Origin of the sequence: Burkholderia sp. SCN-KJ, assembly GCF_024656005.1 — a bacterium.
Lineage (GTDB): Bacteria > Pseudomonadota > Gammaproteobacteria > Burkholderiales > Burkholderiaceae > Burkholderia.
In genome coordinates this window covers 38,252-55,844 of the sequence record NZ_JANKOG010000032.1, presented here as the reverse complement: position 1 = coordinate 55,844, position 17,593 = coordinate 38,252, and the positions used below count along the sequence as shown (strand labels likewise).

The 17,593-nt window shown below is 63.3% G+C and carries 17 protein-coding genes and 2 pseudogenes; 10 read left to right on the top strand and 9 right to left on the bottom strand.

The features are described 5' to 3' along the window. Window positions 1-66: 66 nt before the first annotated feature. The gene (locus tag NQV17_RS33335; protein ID WP_044846508.1) at window positions 67-807 is read right to left on the bottom strand and encodes an acetoacetate decarboxylase; all 741 of its coding nucleotides are present in this window, start codon (window positions 805-807) and stop codon (window positions 67-69) included. Between the two features lie 448 nt (window positions 808-1,255). On the opposite strand from NQV17_RS33335, the gene NQV17_RS33330 reads away from it, so the two are divergent. Continuing rightward, the gene (locus NQV17_RS33330) at window positions 1,256-1,837 is read left to right on the top strand and encodes an undecaprenyl-diphosphatase (RefSeq protein WP_257775516.1); all 582 of its coding nucleotides are present in this window, start codon (window positions 1,256-1,258) and stop codon (window positions 1,835-1,837) included. Window positions 1,838-1,876: 39 nt separating this feature from the next. Here NQV17_RS33330 and NQV17_RS33325 read toward each other — a convergent pair whose 3' ends face one another. The 3 genes from NQV17_RS33325 to NQV17_RS33315 form a co-directional block, all read right to left on the bottom strand. Beyond that, window positions 1,877-2,101 (bottom strand): hypothetical protein, encoded by a 225-nt coding sequence (locus NQV17_RS33325; protein WP_124488982.1) that lies wholly within the window; start codon window positions 2,099-2,101, stop codon window positions 1,877-1,879. A gap of 119 nt (window positions 2,102-2,220) precedes the next feature. Continuing rightward, window positions 2,221-3,042, bottom strand: a complete 822-nt coding sequence (locus NQV17_RS33320; RefSeq protein ID WP_257775515.1) for a siderophore-interacting protein — start codon at window positions 3,040-3,042, stop codon at window positions 2,221-2,223. 38 nt (window positions 3,043-3,080) lie between these two features. Then, window positions 3,081-3,791 (bottom strand): PadR family transcriptional regulator, encoded by a 711-nt coding sequence (locus NQV17_RS33315; protein WP_044846504.1) that lies wholly within the window; start codon window positions 3,789-3,791, stop codon window positions 3,081-3,083. Between the two features lie 104 nt (window positions 3,792-3,895). Here NQV17_RS33315 and NQV17_RS33310 point away from each other — a divergent pair. Together NQV17_RS33310 and NQV17_RS33305 are read left to right on the top strand one after the other, a co-directional pair. Beyond that, a pseudogene (locus tag NQV17_RS33310) lies at window positions 3,896-4,072 on the top strand (GntP family permease); the annotation flags it as partial. Window positions 4,073-4,092: 20 nt separating this feature from the next. Next, window positions 4,093-4,380, top strand: coding sequence for a cobalamin-dependent protein (locus NQV17_RS33305; protein WP_308237587.1), 288 nt, complete (start codon window positions 4,093-4,095; stop codon window positions 4,378-4,380). Between the two features lie 165 nt (window positions 4,381-4,545). Here the strand turns inward: NQV17_RS33305 and NQV17_RS33300 are convergent, their stop codons facing one another. Beyond that, window positions 4,546-5,493 (bottom strand): ketopantoate reductase family protein, encoded by a 948-nt coding sequence (locus NQV17_RS33300; RefSeq protein ID WP_257775519.1) that lies wholly within the window; start codon window positions 5,491-5,493, stop codon window positions 4,546-4,548. A 10-nt stretch (window positions 5,494-5,503) separates the two neighbouring features. Further along, window positions 5,504-5,623: pseudogene (locus NQV17_RS33295) on the bottom strand (salicylaldehyde dehydrogenase); the annotation flags it as partial. Between the two features lie 387 nt (window positions 5,624-6,010). Between NQV17_RS33295 and NQV17_RS33290 the strand changes: the two are divergent. The 3 genes from NQV17_RS33290 to NQV17_RS33280 all read left to right on the top strand — a co-directional run bounded on the left by NQV17_RS33290 (window position 6,011) and on the right by NQV17_RS33280 (window position 8,975). Beyond that, entirely contained in the window at window positions 6,011-6,919 is a 909-nt protein-coding gene (locus tag NQV17_RS33290) for a LysR family transcriptional regulator (RefSeq protein WP_124489030.1), read from the top strand. Between the two features lie 351 nt (window positions 6,920-7,270). Continuing rightward, complete coding sequence (locus tag NQV17_RS33285; protein WP_257775514.1) at window positions 7,271-8,203, top strand: MBL fold metallo-hydrolase; 933 nt, start codon at window positions 7,271-7,273, stop codon at window positions 8,201-8,203. Between the two features lie 241 nt (window positions 8,204-8,444). After that, on the top strand, window positions 8,445-8,975 hold the full coding sequence (locus tag NQV17_RS33280) for a YbhB/YbcL family Raf kinase inhibitor-like protein (protein ID WP_257775518.1): 531 nt from the start codon (window positions 8,445-8,447) through the stop codon (window positions 8,973-8,975). 16 nt (window positions 8,976-8,991) lie between these two features. On the opposite strand, the gene NQV17_RS33275 is transcribed toward NQV17_RS33280, so the two are convergent. Further along, the gene (locus NQV17_RS33275; RefSeq protein ID WP_257775513.1) at window positions 8,992-9,741 is read right to left on the bottom strand and encodes an SDR family NAD(P)-dependent oxidoreductase; all 750 of its coding nucleotides are present in this window, start codon (window positions 9,739-9,741) and stop codon (window positions 8,992-8,994) included. 110 nt (window positions 9,742-9,851) lie between these two features. On the opposite strand from NQV17_RS33275, the gene NQV17_RS33270 reads away from it, so the two are divergent. Continuing rightward, a complete protein-coding gene (locus NQV17_RS33270; protein ID WP_257775512.1) occupies window positions 9,852-10,736 on the top strand; it encodes a LysR family transcriptional regulator in 885 nt (294 codons plus the stop codon). Window positions 10,737-11,171: 435 nt separating this feature from the next. Further along, window positions 11,172-12,167 carry an alpha/beta fold hydrolase gene (locus NQV17_RS33265; protein ID WP_257775511.1) on the top strand — a complete coding sequence of 332 codons (996 nt, stop codon included), beginning with the start codon at window positions 11,172-11,174 and terminating at the stop codon, window positions 12,165-12,167. A 219-nt stretch (window positions 12,168-12,386) separates the two neighbouring features. Here the strand turns inward: NQV17_RS33265 and NQV17_RS33260 are convergent, their stop codons facing one another. Continuing rightward, window positions 12,387-14,318 (bottom strand): ATP-binding protein, encoded by a 1,932-nt coding sequence (locus NQV17_RS33260; protein ID WP_257775510.1) that lies wholly within the window; start codon window positions 14,316-14,318, stop codon window positions 12,387-12,389. On the opposite strand from NQV17_RS33260, the gene NQV17_RS33255 reads away from it, so the two are divergent. Beyond that, window positions 14,317-14,538, top strand: coding sequence for a hypothetical protein (locus NQV17_RS33255; RefSeq protein WP_257775509.1), 222 nt, complete (start codon window positions 14,317-14,319; stop codon window positions 14,536-14,538). The two genes, NQV17_RS33260 and NQV17_RS33255, sit on opposite strands and share 2 nt — an antisense overlap. A 281-nt stretch (window positions 14,539-14,819) precedes the next feature. Here NQV17_RS33255 and NQV17_RS33250 read toward each other — a convergent pair whose 3' ends face one another. After that, window positions 14,820-15,770 carry a helix-turn-helix domain-containing protein gene (locus NQV17_RS33250; protein ID WP_257775508.1) on the bottom strand — a complete coding sequence of 317 codons (951 nt, stop codon included), beginning with the start codon at window positions 15,768-15,770 and terminating at the stop codon, window positions 14,820-14,822. 265 nt (window positions 15,771-16,035) lie between these two features. Between NQV17_RS33250 and NQV17_RS33245 the strand changes: the two genes are divergently transcribed. Next, entirely contained in the window at window positions 16,036-17,523 is a 1,488-nt protein-coding gene (locus NQV17_RS33245) for an NAD-dependent phenylacetaldehyde dehydrogenase (protein WP_257775507.1), read from the top strand. Window positions 17,524-17,593 lie beyond the last annotated feature (70 nt).

Below are 17,593 nucleotides of genomic sequence, written 5' to 3'. Positions count from 1 at the left end.
ATTCAGGTTGCTCATTTCGAATTCCCGTGGTGAAAGGATTGACAGGGAGAAAGGACTGCGGACGTGTTACTGAGCCAGGTAATCGTAGACGACTTCGCCGAGGCCGAGTGTCAAATCCGCGACGAGGTGGCGCGCTTCGACGATCTCGAGCACCGGCAGGTCGGCCACCGGCGCGAGTGCGTGCGGTGCCAGTTCGAGCGACGCGGGGCCCGTCCACGCGCCCTTCATCCTGATGTCCTGCATGTAGTAGCGCACCAGTTCGCACACGCGCGCGGTGCCGTCGACGTGCGGGATGATCTTCAGCAGGAAGTTCGGGCCGGCGAGGCGCTTCGTCTGCTCGTCGATGTCGAGTTCCTTGTGCTTGTAGCCCATCGTGCCGGTCGCGACGCGCACCTTGCCGTAGTCGAGCGTGCCCAGCAGGTGGTCGGTGTTCACGTGCAGCGTGGGCGACGCGAGTTTTTTCGGGAAACCCCACAGCTCGCGGCCGCCGGCGATCGGCGGGTGATCGTCGAGATACATCGCGAGCGTGTAGCCGCCGGCCTGGCCGTTGTACTCGACGGGGATCACCTGGCCGCTTTCCGTGTAGTCGCCGAAGCCGGTCGAATCGGCCATGCGAATGAATTCGTAATGGACGAGCGGCTCTTTGACCTGCAACGGCTCGGGCACGATTTCACGCAGACGGTCCGGATCGGTGCGGTACGTGATGATCAGAAACTCACGATCGACGAATCGGTACGGGCCCATCGGAAAGGCCGGGCTGGTCAACGGCATCGCAAACGCTTTCGATCGGACATCGCTGGGTTTCATGCGGACTCCTTGTTGTTGATCGCTTCGTGGATGAGTGCTCGTAAGCTCGTAATCCTATGCCTGTGCGTTGCCGTTGTGCGATGCCGCATATGGAATTAATTGTTGCCGATTTCGAATGATTTGCGACGCAAATATTGAGACGAACGGTGCAAACGGCATGGCGCGCGTGAGCGGTCCGATACTCGCACGGGTCGGTGACGCCACGATGTGAAAAAGGTGAGCCTTTACGGGAGCGCAGGTGAGCTTTTACGGGAGACGGTCGCGCGTGAATGTGACAATTGTATGAACTTGTGTTGCAGTGCAGGCTCTAAGTGCGTCGCACGCGGGCCCCGATCCTGGTCACCGGTCGCCCGGCGCATTAAGCACTGCTTAAGCGAGTGAGCACTAGCATCGCTTGCATCCGACCGGCACCGCCGGTCCCGTCACGACATCCCACGCAACCGGATTCATGCAGAACCTCAATCTCACCCTGTTTTCCGCCTTCAATGCCGGCGCCGCGCCGCACCCCGGCGTTGCCCGCCTCGCGATCTTCGCCGCCGACTGGCTCGTCTATGCGCTGCCCGCGATGCTGCTGCTGACCTGGATCTTCGGCGAACGCCCGACGCGCCGCCAGGCGATCGAGGCCGGCGTCGGCACGTGTGTGGCGCTGGCGCTTGCGCAGGTGATCGGGCATTTCTGGTTTTCGCCGCGGCCGTTCATGGCCGGAATCGGCACGCAACTGATTCCGCATGCGCCGGACAGCTCGTTTCCAAGCGATCACATGACGTTTGCCTGGAGTCTCGCGGTCGGCATGATGCTCGCCGGTACCACGCGGCTGACCGGCGTCGTGATGGCCGCGATGGCCGTGGCGATTGCATGGGGGCGTGTGTATGCGGGCGTGCACTGGCCGTTCGACATGGCCGGCGGCGTGCTGGTCGGCACGGCCGGCGCGCTGGCCGCGCACCTGTACGGACAACGCGTGGTCGAGCTGCTCGAACGGATCGGCGATGTCGTGCACGCGGTGCTGATGGGGCGCGAGCGCACGCCCTGAGCGGCAGGACTACGCGGGAGAAGTGCGGGCCGGACGCCGTCAACCGGGCGTCTTGGCCGCTTCCGCCGAAGCGGACGGGCCGCCGCCCGCTTCATGCAGTTCGGGCGTCTCGCCCGGATGCTGCGCGGCGTCACGTTCGAGCGCGCTTTCCTTCAGGATCGCGCACATCGCGACGAACAGCGCGAGCACGACGACCGCCAGGCCGCAATAGCCGGCGATCTTCAGGTTGCGAAGGAAAGGCGAAGCGTGGCTTTCTCTTGTCATGACCGGGCGCTCCTGGGCGGGCTGCGGCGGCTGTCGCCCGACAGCGGCGTCGCAGACATAGATATATACCAGCCGCCCCGCCGATGCCAAGCCCGCCCATGCGCGGGCACCCGTTCGCGTCAGTCTTCCAGCGTTTCGTGCACGGCCGTCGCGCCGCGCTTCCAGTAGGCCGCCGCGCGGATGCGCGACTTGTCGACGCCGCGCTCGCCGGTCAGGTGCTGACGCACCGCGCGCATCGATTGCGCTTCGCCTGCCGCCCACACGTAACCGTCGCCGGAGGACGGCAGCGGCAGCTCGCGCACCGCATTCAGCAGCAGGTCGCCGTCCGCGGCGTCGGCTTCGGCGCGAAAGCGCCAGATTTCATGCACGTCGGCACGCGTATCGAACGCGATCTGCGCGGTGCGATCCGCGACTTCCAGCACGACCGCCGTGCGCGCGCCGGCCGGCAATTGCTCGAGACGCCGTGCGATCGCCGGCAGCGCCGTATCGTCGCCGATCAGCAGATGCCAGTCGAAATCGATCGGGACCACGAACGATCCGCGCGGGCCGCCGATGCCGAGCCATTGGCCGACGCGTGCCTGTGCCGCCCACTGCGATGCGGGGCCCGGATGGTTCAGCACGAATTCCAGATCGAGTTCGCAGGCGGCGCGGTCGAAACGGCGCGGCGTGAAATCGCGCGCGACCGGCTTCGGTTCGCCTTCGGGAAACTCGGGGCCGTTCGCGCCGAGCGTCGGCATCGCGGGGCGTTCGGCGCCGGGCGGCGGGAAGAACACCTTCACGTGATCGTCGAACGACGACGATTCGAAATCCGCGAGGTCGGGGCCGCCGAGGGTGACGCGCAGCAGGTGCGGCGTCACGGCGTGCACGCGCACGACCTGCAGCAGGCGGAACTTGAGTGTATGGCGCACGCGCGTGACGGCACGTTCGGAGGGGTTCTGCATCAATCCGTACTCCTTGGGTTTTGACGGGACGGCGCGGGTTACGCGCCGGTGCCGCCTTCGATTTCGGCCGTCGCGCGGCGCATGATTGCCGCGATGCGCCGCTGTTCGTCGGCATCGGCCGCGCTCTTGTGGAGCAGCGCCCGCTTCAGTGCAAGGCGGGCCTCGACGAACTCCGGCAGCCAGCCGGGCTGCGTGTCGTCCTGTGCCTCGCTGCCCGCCGCCTCGCCGGCGAATGCGCGACGCATGAATTCCATCTTGCGAGCGAGGTGCGTGAGGCGCGCGAACAAGGTGTCGACGCGTTCGCGCTGTGCATCGAGATGCGCGCGGCCGGCGTCGGTCAGCGCATAGCGCTTGCGGTTGCCTTCCGCCTGCGATGCGACGAAGCCGACTTCGTCGAGATACGTGAGCGCCGGATACACCATGCCGGGGCTCGGGCTGTAGAAGCCGTTCGAGCGCGTATCGAGCGCCTTGATCAGTTCGTAACCGTGGCTCGGTTGCTCGGCGACCAGCGCGAGCAGCAGCAGCTGGAGATCGTCGGAACTGAATTGGCGGCCGCGCGGCATGCCGTCGTCGCCGAAATCGCCAAAGCCGCCGCGTCCGCCACGGCCACCGAACGGGCCGCCGCCGAACGGATCGTGGCCGCGCCGATGGCGGCCGATCAGTTGCCAGACACTGGTGTACCAGTCAGGGCCCGCATGCGCACCATGACCGTCGCATCGGGCATGGCCGCGGGAGGAGTTGTGTCGCATGATCGTGTCCTATATGTCGTAAAACATATCTAAAGATATATATCGAAAGATAGGGTGTCAAGGAGGATTATTGGGGGCGGATGTTGAGGAGGAGATCGATGCAGGTGTCGGTCAGCTCGCTCGCCGGCATCACCGGTTCGGCGTCGGGCGGCATGCGCATCGCGCTCGCCCCGATGTCGGGCTTGTTCATCGAGGGCGCGCGGGCCGCCAACATTCCGATGGACGTGCCGCACCGGGTCGCCGCGATGCCTAGCGGCGGCATGAACACGCAGCCGCGCTCGAGGACGCCGGATTCGACGTCCTGCGCCTGCCGCTGTTTCAGCAACCGGCATCCGTGGTGGCAGCCGCGCACGCGCATGGCGCCGATATCGTGGGTATTTCGTCGTTGTCGGGCGCCCACCTCGAGCTCGTCGAAGGGCTGCTCGACGAACTGGCATTGCATCGCGCCCGGATTCCGGTGATGTTGGGCGGCATCTTTCCGGCCGCGGATATTCGCCATCTGAAGGCGAAGGGCGTCGCGGCGACGTTCGGGCCCGGCACCCCGCTCGATGCGATCGCCCAAGCGCTGTGTGCATGTATCGACGCATGAGTCGTTCCTCGAGAAGTTCAGGGTGCGGTCGGAACGAGGTCGAGAGGAACGGGTGATCGTCGCCGATGCGCCGATTTGCGTGACGCTCCGCACCGCGGCCAGCTGCGTGGATGGGTCGACGGACGGACGCTTCGAAGAAGCGCCCGGCGGCAACCGCCACGCGCTTCAGTGTCGAGCCGTCGCGCCGTCCGACTGACGTGTACGCGCGTCGACCAGCCTGACGAGGCAGGCCAGGCTGTTCGTATACGGCACCTCCACCCCGGCCTTGCGAGCGGCCTCGACTACCGCGCCATTGATCGCTTCGATCTCGGTACGCCGGCCGGCCAGCACGTCCTGCAGCATCGATGGCCGATGCGTACGATGATGGGCGAGCGCATCGCGCACATTCGACGCCACGTCTGCTTCACTTGCCGAAATGCCGAGTGCACGCGCGACGGCCATCACCTCCGAGACGATCTTCAGCGCCAGTTCTTCCCCGTCGGGAGTATTCGTCAACTCGCCGACCGTGCATTGCGTCACGGCACACAGACTGTTGAGGGCGGCGTTGAATGCAACCTTCTCCCAAATCGCGGCCCAGACGTCGGGATCGACATGGCACGAGAGGCCGGCGTCATTCAATGCATGCACGGTCTGTTCGAGCGCGCTCGTATGCGTGCCGTTCGCGTTCATCAGCCGGATCGTGCCCTGGCCATGCGAGCTGACGGCGCCAGGCTCCGACTTGTCGGCGGGCCACGTGGTCACGCCGACCATGACCCGGTCGGGCGAGACGGAACGGGCGAGCCGTTCGGCGTTCCCCAGGCCGTTCTGCAACGACAGGATGACGGTGTCGGGGCCGAGTACGGCGCTTGCGGCAGCGAGTGCGGCGGTCGTATGCATCGTCTTCGTGAAGACGATGACGAGGTCGACGGGCTTGCCGGCCTCCTCCGGCCTCAGCGCGACGAGATTGCGCACGATTTGCTCGCCGAAATCGGTCGAAAGCCGCAGGCCGTGGCTGCGAATCGATGCGAGATGAGCGTCGTCGATGTCGAGCAGGCTGACCGAATGCCCCGCAAGCGCGAGGCGGCCGCCAAAGAACGAACCCATCGCACCGGCACCCAGAATGGCGATCTGCATGGCGTGCTCCTTAGAACGGATCGTGGTGGAGAGTGGTCTGCAGGGTAATCCCCCGCAAGTCGGTGAATTCCGCGACACCCGCGCGGCCGCCGAAGCACCGGAAGCCGCTGCCCCGCTTGAGCGGGCCGAATCCCGACCAGATCGGGAATGCGCGGGCCGCGGCGTCCACCGCTGCGTCGGCATCCTCGACGCCGTCGTCGGCGGGCGTGCGCGACGCTACCTCACCGTCGATGAGCATCGACACTGTCTTCATCGTTTGTCTCCTGGATTTTTTCGACGCCGATGTCCTCGGCGAGACGGGCTTCACTCAACGCGTGCAGCGCGAAGGCGACCGACATGCGCTCTCACCCGGACCGGGCGCAAGCGCGCGCGGCGGAAACTGCCGGGGCGCCTTGCGGCGGGAGGCTGAGCTCCATTGAAGTCTCCTGTCGTTCAGTACGGTTCTGGTGAACGCATTATCGAAACATCAGGAAGAATCCGAAATTGCCGATTTCACAAAAAGGCATTACCTTCAGGCATGACTTTCAATCTCCAGCAGCTTCACGCATTCGTCACGATCGCCTCTGCCGGTAGTCTCGGGCGCGCGGCCGAGACCTTGCACGTCACCCAACCGGCCTTGAGCCGCGCGATCCGCCGGCTCGAAGACGAGGTGGGTGCCCCTTTATTCGAGCGCCATACGCGCGGCATGCACCTGACGGCGGTGGGGGAGGCACTGCTGCCGCACGCGATTCTGTTGCAACGCGAGGCGGAGCAGGCGCGTGAAGAGATCGACGCGATGCGCGGGCTCGCACGCGGGACGATTCGCTGCGGTGCGGTAGGCAGCATCGCGAGCCTCGTGCTGCCGCTCGCCGTGAGCGGCGTGTTGCAGAAGTGGCCCAATTTGCGCGTTCACGTCATCGAAGGCGTCTGGGATCGTCTTGCCGAGGCGCTGGTGCAGCGCGAAATCGATCTCGCACTCAGCATGGTGATGCCCGACACCGAAGAGATCGTCGCGATCGAGGACTGTCGCTGGGAGGACAACAGCTACGTGGTGGCGGCGCTCGATCACCCGCTGCGGGCAAAGCCGGGGATCACGCTGGCCGATACGCTGGATCAGCAGTGGGCGATCCCGCCGCGCGGCACCGCGCCGTTCGAGCACATGCAGCAGGTGTTCGTCGCAAACGGGCTCGGCTTGCCGAACGTCGTGGTCGAAACCCGATCGATCACCGTGCTGAAGAGTCTCGTCGCCCGATCCGGTTTTCTGAGCTGGATGGCCGAACCGATGTACGTGACGGAGAGCAAGGCGGGGGTGTTCGATACGCTCGAATTGCCGGGGGTGGTCGGGCGGCGCACGTTGACCGCATTTCGGCGTCGGCACGGTTTGTTGCCGAGTCCCGCCGTCAAGCTGCTCGAACAGTTGCGGCAATTGACGGCTGAACCGCGCTAGCGCCAGCGGTTGGACACATGCACGTCGGCGTTGCGCTTCGAGAAAAAAAAGTCGGCGCCGACCGTGAACCGATTTTCGCTGAAATCCATCTCCTGCCGAAGGATCCGCCCGAAGGCTCAAACACGACGGGTGACGGATTGGCTCGTGTTGCCTGCCGGACGTCGATTGTTGCCGGTTGGACAACGCGGTGTGTGCGTTCCCGACGCTACTGGCGTTTGCCTCCCCCTGACTACAATCCGTCTCACGTTCGGTTGAAATGCGAGCGAAACCAGGCGAGCGAAATTCGTGGCCGCGCTCGTGAGTCGCGCCGCGCCGAGCGCCTCACCCACTTGACCAACAGGACAATCGAAGATGAGCGAAACGACCCGCAATGTGCAGCCGGTTACCTCCGGGCTCGGCAAAGAAGGATCGGGAGAACTCGTGCCTTCCCGTTACGCCGTGCGCGTGGGTAACGTCGACGTCGTGCTGATCAGCGACGGCGTTCTGCCGCTGCCGACTTCCACCATGTCCACCAACGTGAGCGAAGCAGACCGAAACGATTGGTTCGACGGCCGTTTCCTGCAACGTGACATGTTCGACTGGGCACTGAACATCGCACTCGTGCGTAGCGGAGAACGCCTGATCCTGATCGACTCGGGCGTCGGCGACGGATTTGAATACTTCACGCGCGCAGGGAAGTCGGTGATGCGGCTGGAATCGGCCGGCATCGACCTGGCTGCGATCACCGATATCGTGATTACGCATATGCACATGGATCACGTCGGCGGGCTGAACGTCGATGGCGTCAAGGCCAAGCTGCGTCCGGACGTGCGCATTCATGTATCGGCCGAGGAAGTGGCGTTCTGGAAAAATCCGGATTTCAGCAAGACGGTGATGCCGGAAACGGTTCCTCCCGCGCTCCGCAAGGCAGCTTCAAAGTTCGTGGAACTCTATCGCGAAAACATCGTGCAGTTCGATCGGGCCGTGGAAGTTGCAGCGGGCGTGTCGGCGCGCGTGACGGGGGGGCACACGCCGGGGCACTGCGTGGTGGATGTCGCATCGAACGGCGAGAAGCTGACGTTCGTGGGCGACGCGATTTTCGAAGTCAACTTCGACAATCCCGACTGGCAAAATGGCTTCGAGCACGATCCTGAAGCCGCTGTGGACGTACGTATCTCGCTGTTGAACGAAGCAGCCGAGACCGGCGCTCTGCTGGCCGCGGCACATGTCGCGTTCCCGTCCGTCGGTCATATCGCAAAGAGGGGGAGCGGTTTCAGTTTTGTGCCTGTTCTGTGGGACTACTGATTGATTTTTTAATGTCGACGGCCGATGCGGAAGGAGTCCGTACTTCGTCGGGCGAACGCACACAAGCGAGCAAGGTGATCTGGGCGGGGTGGCATGCGCGCCGGCACCCTGGCAGCGCAAGTGTCGTCTCGTCTCGACCCGCTCGGCCGGATCGTTCTCGCCTCCTGCAGAAACGCCCTCCTTTTCAATGGAGCACACCTTGAGATTCAACTTCTTTACGCGCTCGACCCTCTGCTCTGCAATGCTCTTGTCGATCGTGCCGACGATCGCTGTCGCGGGCGCGTTCTCCGTTAAAGTCGATGGCCTGAACCGTGGCCGGTTCGTGAACGAACAGGTATACGGCGGCTTTGGCTGCCACGGCGACAACGTCTCGCCACGCATTTCGTGGTCCCATCTTCCTCACGGAACGAAGAGCGTCGTCGTGACCATTCACGACCCCGACGCCCCGACAGGCGGGCTGGGCTGGACGCATTGGGGCGTCGTCAATATTCCGGCGTCGGAGGCGTCGATCGAAAAAGGCGCGTCCGGCAATCCGAAGCGGATGCCTGCGGGGGCCATCGAAACGCTGACCGACTTCGGGGCGGCGAAATACGGCGGGCCTTGCCCGCCTCAGGGGGAGTCGCACCGATACATCGTCACGGCATCGGCGCTCGCCGTGCCAAGCCTCGACGTGAACGCCACATCGAGCCCGGCCCTCGTTGCCTATCAGATGCACGGAAAAGTGCTTGCGCAGGCACGCTACGTTGCGAAGTATCACCGGGCGGCGGAGTGAGTGCCCTGGCGGGAGGTCAGCGCAGCGACATCCCGCCGTCGACATTCAGGTTCACGCCGTTGACGAAGCTCCCTTCGCTGCTGACGAGAAACAGTGCGGCGCGAGCCAGTTCTTCCGGGCGGCCGAAACGACCGAGCGGGATGCTGTCGGAGACGGCCGCCTCGAATGCCGGTCGGTCAACGGATTCGATACCGAGCTTGGAAAGAATGGGCGTGTCGGTGGGACCGGGACTGATTACGTTGACCCGGATGCCGCGGGTATTGAATTCGAGCACCCAGCTGCGGGCAAATGCTTCGATGGCGGCCTTCGTTCCCGCATAAACGGCATGGCCGTCGAACACTTTGGAACTGGCGATCGAACTCGTCAACAGGATCGCTCCGCCGTCGCGCATGTGGGGCGCAATCTTTTGCACACCGAAGAACACGGCTTTGGTATTGGTGGCGAAATGATCGTCATACAACTCGACGCCCACCTGGCTCGACGGTGCGATCGTATTGACGCCGGCATTCGCGACGTATATGTCGGCGCCGCCGAACCGTTCGGCCACCAGGGTTGCGACGCGATCGTGCGTTCGAAGATCGGCGAGATCTCCTGTCAGTCCCGTCGCGCGATTTCCGAGTTCGGCCACGGCCGCGGTCACGGCCTCGGAGCGACGGCCCACGATGACGACGTTTGCGCCTTCCTCGACGAACAGCCTTGCCGTGGCATACCCGATTCCACTGTTGCCACCCGTAATGACGGCAACCTTGTTTGCGAGTCGATTCATTGAAATCTCCGTTGTTTCGCGCCGATCTGGCGTATGGCGCCAATATAGTCCGGGGAATTCGAGCGCTGTAGTCATGCAACGGAACTATCAATTTTGCCGAAGAGTCACGAATGGCATTCGAGAAATTCAGCGGTCTTCCAGCGTTCGTGAGGTCGGTCGAGGCAGGATCGTTCACGGCCGCAGCACGGTCGCTTGAAACGACGCCGTCCGCCGTGTCAAGGAGCGTCGCAAGGCTGGAGAAGCGGCTCGGCGTAACGCTGTTTCAGCGGTCGACGCGGGCGTTCGTCCTGACGAGCGAAGGGCAAACATACTATGAGCGCGTTGCGCCGCTCATGCGAGGTCTCGAGGATGCGAGCGACGTTCTGACGACGCCTGAAAAAGCGGTAGGAAAGTTGCGCGTGAGCCTTCCAGTCGATCTGGGGCGGACTCTACTCGAGCCGATCACGCGGGAATTGATGGGCAGCAATCCCGAATTGTCACTCGAAGTCAACATCAGCGATCGTCACGTCGATGTGATCCGTGAGGGCTTCGATATCGCCATCAGAGCCGGGCGCGCCGTCGATAGCAGGCTCTATGCGCACACGCTGATGAGCCTGCCGCTGGTGCTCGTGGCTTCCCCGAACTATCTGCACAAGCATGGTATGCCCAACGGAAAGGACGATCTCGTTGCGCATCTTCATGTGCGTTACAAACTCGACGGACGCGTCGTACCGATCGTTTTTGCCGACGGAACGAGCATCCCCATCGATGGCATATTCGATGCCGACAATGGTGATGCGATGAGAGTGGCTGCATTGAACGGACTCGGTATCGCCCAGATTCTGAGAACGGCAGTACAGCATGATCTCGATTCCGGCCGATTGACGGAAGTGCTGCCTGACGTGAAGTTGAGTGCGGTGCCGGTCATTGCGTTGCACGCATTCGGAAAAGGTTTGCCCGCCCGCGCGAGAATCTTCATCGATTTCGTCTCGCAACAGCTCGCTCGATCCAGATAGCGCGAGAAAGAACATGGGCCGACATGAATGAGACGCTCAAATTTGGCCTGCGAGACAAAATCGTCGAGTGATTCCTGTCGAAATGCGTGAGGTGCGGATATTCGGCCAGGCGTCTGCTCCGGCGTCAAAATCTCGATGGCCGACCGCGTTCATCTTCACGCCGCAATCCCTCACATCTCCTGAGTTGGTCCGGGCGAGGGCATGTTCCGACGCGCGGATTGGTGCTGTTTGAACAACACCGTGAGCACTTCTACGTAGCTACCGCCAGGTTAATGGCCGTCCTACGATTCCCGCCATATCGAGCAAACATGATCGCGAGTTCCAATCTCCTCGTGAGCGCGTGCTTGTATCTGAAATTCGCCAACGGCGCGGCGGGTTCGTCTGGCCGATCGATCGGCCGGCATGACGATTTCTTCCACAACAGGAGCATATTGCATGAAGCCTGATTCTCACCTGTCTCCCGACGATGCCAGCCGTCGAGGTCTGATGCTGGGCGGTGTTCTGGCAACCGTCGCTGCCGTTGTACCGGCTGCAGCGGACGCAACGACTGGGCGCTTGTCGAAGTCCACTGCGGTTTCCGGCGCGGGGAGAAATCAATCGGCGGACAGGATCATCACCAGGGACGGCGTCGAAATTTTCTACAAGGACTGGGGACCGAAGGACGCTCCGGTAGTCACACTCAGCCACGGCTGGCCCCTTAGCTCGGATAGTTGGGACAACCAGGCATTTTTCCTTGCGTCGAACGGCTTCCGGGTGATTGCGCATGACCGGCGTGGGCATGGAAGATCAAGCCAGCCGTGGGACGGCAACGACATGGACCACTACGCCGACGACCTGGCTGCCGTCATTGACAGGCTGAACCTCAGGAACGTGACGGCGATCGGCTTTTCGACCGGAGGGGGCGAAGTCACGCGGTATATCGGCCGCCATGGTGGCTCGCGTGTGACGAAAGTCGGCCTGATTTCGGCCGTTCCGCCGTTGATGCTCAAGACTCCAGCCAACCCGCAGGGCGTACCGATAGAGGTTTTTGATGCCATCCGTTCGGGGATGGTTGCTGACCGGTCTCAGTTGTTCAGGGAGATTGCCAGCGGCCCGTTCTATGGCTTCAACCGTCCCGGCGCCAAGGCGTCTCAGGGAATGATCGACTCGTGGTGGAGCCAGGGAATGATGGGGGGGTTCAAGAATACTTACGATTCAGTGCGGGCATTCTCGGAAACGGACTTTTCTTCGGACCTGAGCAAGTTCGACATGCCGACGTTGATCGTGCACGGGGACGACGATCAAGTCGTGCCGGTCGACGTCGGCGGGCGCGCCACGAAGAAACTGGTTCCCCACGCCATTCTGAAGATTTACAAGGGGGCGCCGCACGGTTTGACCGAAACGCACAAGGCGCAGCTCAACCAGGACCTTCTTGCGTTCCTGCGTAGTTGACCGGGACAAGGACCTGTCGACCAGGGGCCGCCCGCCGCATTGATTGCGCAATGAAGCCGGTGACGGGCGTTCCTGATGATCGGTCCGAAACCGGGAACTTCGAATGAGGCGTCGGTGGTCGATCGCTTCAATATCCAAACCGCGAGCCCGCATGGACTGACACCGCTTCAGAGTACGTGGCACCTTGCGGGCGAGTGGCGGCGCTTCAAGGAACCGGCATCAGGCACCGTCATGTATCGACGAGACACCCGGCAACGTCAGGATGAACGTGCAGCCTTCGCCCGGGCGGGTATGCAAATCGATGTTGCCGCCATAGCGCTTGGCGATCGTCTTCACGAAAGCCAGCCCGAGACCGGCGCCCGACGGGTAACGAGGCGGTTCGACTTGCAGGCGTTGAAATGGCTCGAACAGACGTTGTTGGGCTTCGGCCGATATGCCGGGCCCGTGGTCTGCAACGGAAATGGCGTAGCCATGTTCGACGCCGGTCAGGCGCACGGTTACCGTCGCATTGCCAGGACTGAACTTGATGGCATTGCTCACGAGATTGACGACCGCGCGCATCAGCAGGAAGGGTTCCACGCGTGCGATGCAGATCTCGTCCCCGACGTTCACGTCGAGCCGGATGCCGCGCGCTTGAGCGAGTGCCCACAGTTCGTCGATCGCATCGAGTACCACGCTGCCGATATCCGTTTCCACCAGTGACCAGGTCGGTGCTTCGGCGCGCGCCAGCAGAACGAAGTCGTCGGCCAGTGCCAGCGTACGGCGCGCGTACGCGGCAATTCGATCGAGCAGGTCCTTGGCGGGCGGGGCCGGTTCAGCGGCTCGCTGAAGATCGATCAATGCGAGAATCGATGCCTGAGGCGAGCGCATGTCGTGGGAAATGAAGTGCAGCCATGCCTCCCGGCGCCGCTCCGCCAGACGAATCTTCGTCACGTCGAGCACGAACCCGATCGTTCGCTGGGTCACGCCGTCTTCATGCTGCGGATAGGCGGTGGACTGAACCCATCGAATCTCGCCGTTGGGCTGAATGACGCGATACTCGACGCGATAATCCCTGCCGAACGAATTGAATTGCTCCGCGGTCCGAGTGACCTTCATCGCCTTGTCGACGTCGTCCGGATGAATCAACGCGCGAAACTGGTCGATCGAGGTAATCGCCCTCCCGGGAGCGTGGCCCATGATTCGATGCCAGTTCTCGTCGCAGTGCAGTGTGTCCGATGCGATGTCGTAGTCCCAGATTCCCAGTCCGCCGACGCGGGCCGCGATGGCCAGCCTTTCTTCGCTTCGCCGAAGCAGATCGAGCGCCACGCGCTCGCGCGTCACGTCTCTCGAAACACACAGAATGGCGGTCGTTTTTCCATCGGCGTCCAAGATCGGCGTCAGCATGTTGTCCCAGTATTGAACGTCGCGCCCCGGACGCTCGCTGCGCCCGGGAAACCTGCCGAACACACCGTTCCTGGCGGATTCGAGCGCGACATTTCCGTCGGGCCACACGTCTTCGGGCAGGAGCGGCAGCCACGGCATACCGAATCCCGAGTCTTCGTCGACGCCCAGCGCCTGGCATCCGGCGCGGTTCATGTGCAGCAAGTTGCCTGTCGGCGAAATCAGTTTGATGCAGTCGATGCTGATATTCAGCATGTCCGTCTGTATCGACGTGTGACTCTTCAGTTCGATTTCCTTGGCCTTCAGGTCATGGATATTCGTGCAAGTGCAGAGCCATCCGCAGTCGACACGGTGAAGGTCGACGGTGAACCACTGGTCGATGCCGTGGGAACCCGCCAGCCGGCACTCCAGCGTTTCGTGTACCGAGCCGGATTGCGCCGCGTGAAGTGTCGACTGGGCGGCGCATCGGTGCTCCGGATGGATCAACTCCGTCCATTGGAGTCGATACGTGGCCTCGGCGGAGCGATCCGCGTAGGCAAGCCATGCATCGTTGATGCTGACGACCCGCCCGTTCTCGTCGAAATGGCATGCCGGTGTCCGAAGGACATCGATCAGGCGGGCAATCCTGAGACAGTCGGGGCGTGCAGCGGGTGTTTCGTCGGGCGAAACAACAGGAGATTCCGTCTTCGAACGTGTGGGGGGCGCAAGGTCCGGGCTCTCTACGTTGCATGCGCAAGAAATTTCATTTTCAAGACGAAATCCATTCATGTTTGTTACATTCCATGCATCGCTGACACGCTTCCAGAATGTCAGACATCAAATGAAGCATCAATGGGTAGACAGCACTATGGATTGGCACCGTAGTAGTGCATATTATTTTCGAGTGGCGGTATCAGGTGAAGATGCGGAGATCGTCGAGTGGAAGTTGGGCCTGATTGGCGCTCGTGTTGCACATAGTGTCGGATTCAAGCGTCGCATTGAATGCTGATCATGTTGAATGACATGTGCGGAGGCCGGACGGGGCGATACGCATGGTGTCGCCGATTTTTTGCAGTAACGGACCGTCGGCCCGACACGCTGGAATCGCAAGTGGACGATCGCATGTGCGTTGGCCGACGTCGTCGAACGGTGCCGAGATGACACGAATGCACGTGGTGTCGACACCGGGCGGCGATGCCAGGCTGCGGATGATGCATATTTCCCCGGGGCACGCGAGCGTCGCCCCCGAGATCGTTCATCGAAGCCGCTGCAGTTCGCGGTGATCCCGCTTCACGCCTCCGAAATACCGCGACACGCGACGCGATACGCGCCCGGGCTGCATCCGAACCGTGCCTTGAACGCGCGCCCGAAATGCGTGATGTCCGAGAAGCCGCACGCGATCGCCAGCTCCAGCAGGTTGCGGTTGGGATCCGCCGGATCCTCCAGCGCGCGCTTGCTCGCCTGCAGCCGGTATTCCTGGATCAGGCTCTGCGGCGTCCGCCCGGTCGCGGCCAGCGCGCTGTACAACGTGCGCCGCGACACGTTCAGCGCACTCGCGAGCTTGTCCGGCGACAGGTCGGGATCGCTGTAGTGGTGCGACAGATGGATTTCCGCATTCATCCGCAGCGTCGCGCTGCGCGCATCGGTGCCGCTCAGCGAATCGCTCGCCTCGCGGCGGATCACCGAATCGAGCAGCATCAGCGTCGACTGCTCGAAGCCGAACAGGCTTTCCGGATCGTTCGGCACCTGCCCGTCCATCAGGTAATGGATCGATTGAAGCGCCAATTGCGCATTGCCGAGGGTTCGACGGACCTGCACGCCCGCGCGCTCCACGAACCAGCGCCACATCGTACCGCTTCTCGGCGGCGTCAACGCCGCGACGAAGCGCGACGCGTTCGCCGATTCGATCATGTACGGCTGCGTCGCATCGTAGATCACCCACTCGCCGGGATTGACCGTCGACGCCGCGTTGCGCTGCGTGACGCGGCTTTGTCCGGCGATCTGGAACAGGATCTTGTAGCAGTCGCTGTCGGCGCGCGACGCGAGCGAGCGGTCGCGATCGACGCGGATCGCGGTGGTGTCGACCTCGGCCATCCGCAGGCCGCCGACCGTGGCAACCCGCACCGACATCCGGAACTGCGGGCCGGTGTCGTGAAAGACCAGCGGCAGGAAGCTGTCCGCGATCAGGTCGCGCAGATTCGCGTTGCTGTTGCTGGCGTCGACGACGAGTTCGTGTGCCATTGCCGGAAGAGGGAGAGGGCCGGGGAATGCGTCGAGCTTAATGCATTCGGCGTGGACGCGGGGGCGAAACGCAATCATCGTCGGCAGCGGCGACTTTCAGCGTCAACGGTGGTTTCCACAGGGAAACCGCTGCGTCGCACCGTTCTGCACGCTGAAGCCAAAAGTGTGCACGCAACGCCGATCAGCGTGCGCGACGCGTCCCTAGAATCGAAGAGCGGCCGGCAAGTCGGGCCTTTCACTCAATTCGAATTCCGGAGGGACACAGATGGCACGGGTACGGATGCTGGACGAAGTCAGCGCGTTTCTCGCGCGCGAACACGGTCACTACATCGACGGCCACGCTGTAGCCGGCCGCGGCGAGCGGATCGACGTGCGCGATCCGTCGACGCGTGCGGTGATCGGCTCCGTCGCGCAGGCGACCGACGACGACGTCGAGGCCGCGGTCGCGTCGTCGCACCGCGCGTTCCGCGGCGAGTGGGCCAGCCTGACGCCGGCCGATCGCGAGCGCATCCTACTGCGTTTCGCCGACCTGATCGACGCGCACGGCGAAGAGATCGCGCAGATCGAAACCGCGCAGTCGGGCAAGCTGATCGGGCTGTCGCGCGTGATCGAAGTCGGCTGGTCGGCCCGCTGGCTGCGCTATTACGCGGGCTGGGCCACGAAGATCGCGGGCGAAACGCTCGCCCCGTCGTTCCCGAGCATGAACGGCGAGCGCTACACGTCGTTCACGCTGCGCGAACCGCTGGGCGTCGTGTTCGGGATCATTCCGTGGAATTTTCCGGTGATGATCCCGGTATGGAAATTCGGCGCGGCGCTCGCGACCGGCAACACGGTACTCATCAAGTCGTCCGAGTTCACGCCGCTCACGATGTTGCGCATCGCCGAACTGGCGACCGAAGCCGGCCTGCCGCCCGGCACGCTCAACGTGATCAACGGCACGGGCCAGGTCGGCGCGAAGGTGATCCGCGATCCGCGCGTGGCGAAGGTGTCGTTCACGGGGTCGGTGCCGACCGGCCGCATCATCGGCGAGGAGGCCGTCAACGCGAACTTCACGCGCTTCACGCTCGAACTGGGCGGCAAGAATGCGGCGGCGTTCCTGCCGGATACGCCGGTCGAGAAGATCCTCGACGGCATCGTCGAAGCCGGGTTCCTGCATAGCGGGCAGGTGTGCGCGTCGGCGGAACGCTACTTCGTGCATCGCGCGAAGTTCGACGAGGTGGTCGAGAAGATGAAGGCGCGCCTGGACAGCTTCCAGCCGGCCGACCCGATGGACGACGCCGGGATGATCGGCCCCGTCTGCAACGAGCCGCAGTTCCGCAAGTGTCTCGACGCGTTCGAGCTCGCGCGCACGGAGGGCGACACGATCGTCACCGGCGGCGGCGCGTATGCGCGCGACGGCTTCTACGTGAAGCCGACGATCGTGCTGCCGCGCTCGCTGGAATCGGCTTCGTATCGCAAGGAGATCTTCGGGCCGGTCGGCGCGTTCGTGCCGTTCGACGACGAGGAAGAACTGATCGCGATGATGAACGACACGCCGTTCGGGCTGACCGCGAGCCTGTGGACGAACGATCTGTCGAAGGCGTTGCGCTACGTGCCGCGGATCGAAGCCGGCACCGTGTGGGTGAACATGCACACGCTGGTCGACCCGGCCGTGCCGTTCGGCGGCGCGAAGGGCTCCGGTATCGGACGCGAGTATGGCTCGTCGTTCATCGACGCTTATACCGAGCCGAAATCGGTGACCATTCGCTTCTGACGGCGTAGCGCTAAGATGAAACCCGCCCGGCGTGAACCGGGCGGGCGTTTTCCGTTCAACGCCGACGTCA

Coding starts and splice junctions, on each gene's coding strand:
- NQV17_RS33285 (WP_257775514.1), top strand. CDS start 7,271: ATGAGCGAAACGACCCGCAATGTGCAGCCGGTTACCTCCGGGCTCGGC.
- NQV17_RS33315 (WP_044846504.1), bottom strand. CDS start 3,791: ATGCGACACAACTCCTCCCGCGGCCATGCCCGATGCGACGGTCATGGT.
- NQV17_RS33300 (WP_257775519.1), bottom strand. CDS start 5,493: ATGCAGATCGCCATTCTGGGTGCCGGTGCGATGGGTTCGTTCTTTGGC.
- NQV17_RS33255 (WP_257775509.1), top strand. CDS start 14,317: ATGTTTGTTACATTCCATGCATCGCTGACACGCTTCCAGAATGTCAGA.
- NQV17_RS33330 (WP_257775516.1), top strand. CDS start 1,256: ATGCAGAACCTCAATCTCACCCTGTTTTCCGCCTTCAATGCCGGCGCC.
- NQV17_RS33250 (WP_257775508.1), bottom strand. CDS start 15,770: ATGGCACACGAACTCGTCGTCGACGCCAGCAACAGCAACGCGAATCTG.
- NQV17_RS33265 (WP_257775511.1), top strand. CDS start 11,172: ATGAAGCCTGATTCTCACCTGTCTCCCGACGATGCCAGCCGTCGAGGT.
- NQV17_RS33320 (WP_257775515.1), bottom strand. CDS start 3,042: ATGCAGAACCCCTCCGAACGTGCCGTCACGCGCGTGCGCCATACACTC.
- NQV17_RS33280 (WP_257775518.1), top strand. CDS start 8,445: ATGCTCTTGTCGATCGTGCCGACGATCGCTGTCGCGGGCGCGTTCTCC.
- NQV17_RS33275 (WP_257775513.1), bottom strand. CDS start 9,741: ATGAATCGACTCGCAAACAAGGTTGCCGTCATTACGGGTGGCAACAGT.
- NQV17_RS33245 (WP_257775507.1), top strand. CDS start 16,036: ATGGCACGGGTACGGATGCTGGACGAAGTCAGCGCGTTTCTCGCGCGC.
- NQV17_RS33260 (WP_257775510.1), bottom strand. CDS start 14,318: ATGAATGGATTTCGTCTTGAAAATGAAATTTCTTGCGCATGCAACGTA.
- NQV17_RS33325 (WP_124488982.1), bottom strand. CDS start 2,101: ATGACAAGAGAAAGCCACGCTTCGCCTTTCCTTCGCAACCTGAAGATC.
- NQV17_RS33270 (WP_257775512.1), top strand. CDS start 9,852: ATGGCATTCGAGAAATTCAGCGGTCTTCCAGCGTTCGTGAGGTCGGTC.
- NQV17_RS33290 (WP_124489030.1), top strand. CDS start 6,011: ATGACTTTCAATCTCCAGCAGCTTCACGCATTCGTCACGATCGCCTCT.
- NQV17_RS33335 (WP_044846508.1), bottom strand. CDS start 807: ATGAAACCCAGCGATGTCCGATCGAAAGCGTTTGCGATGCCGTTGACC.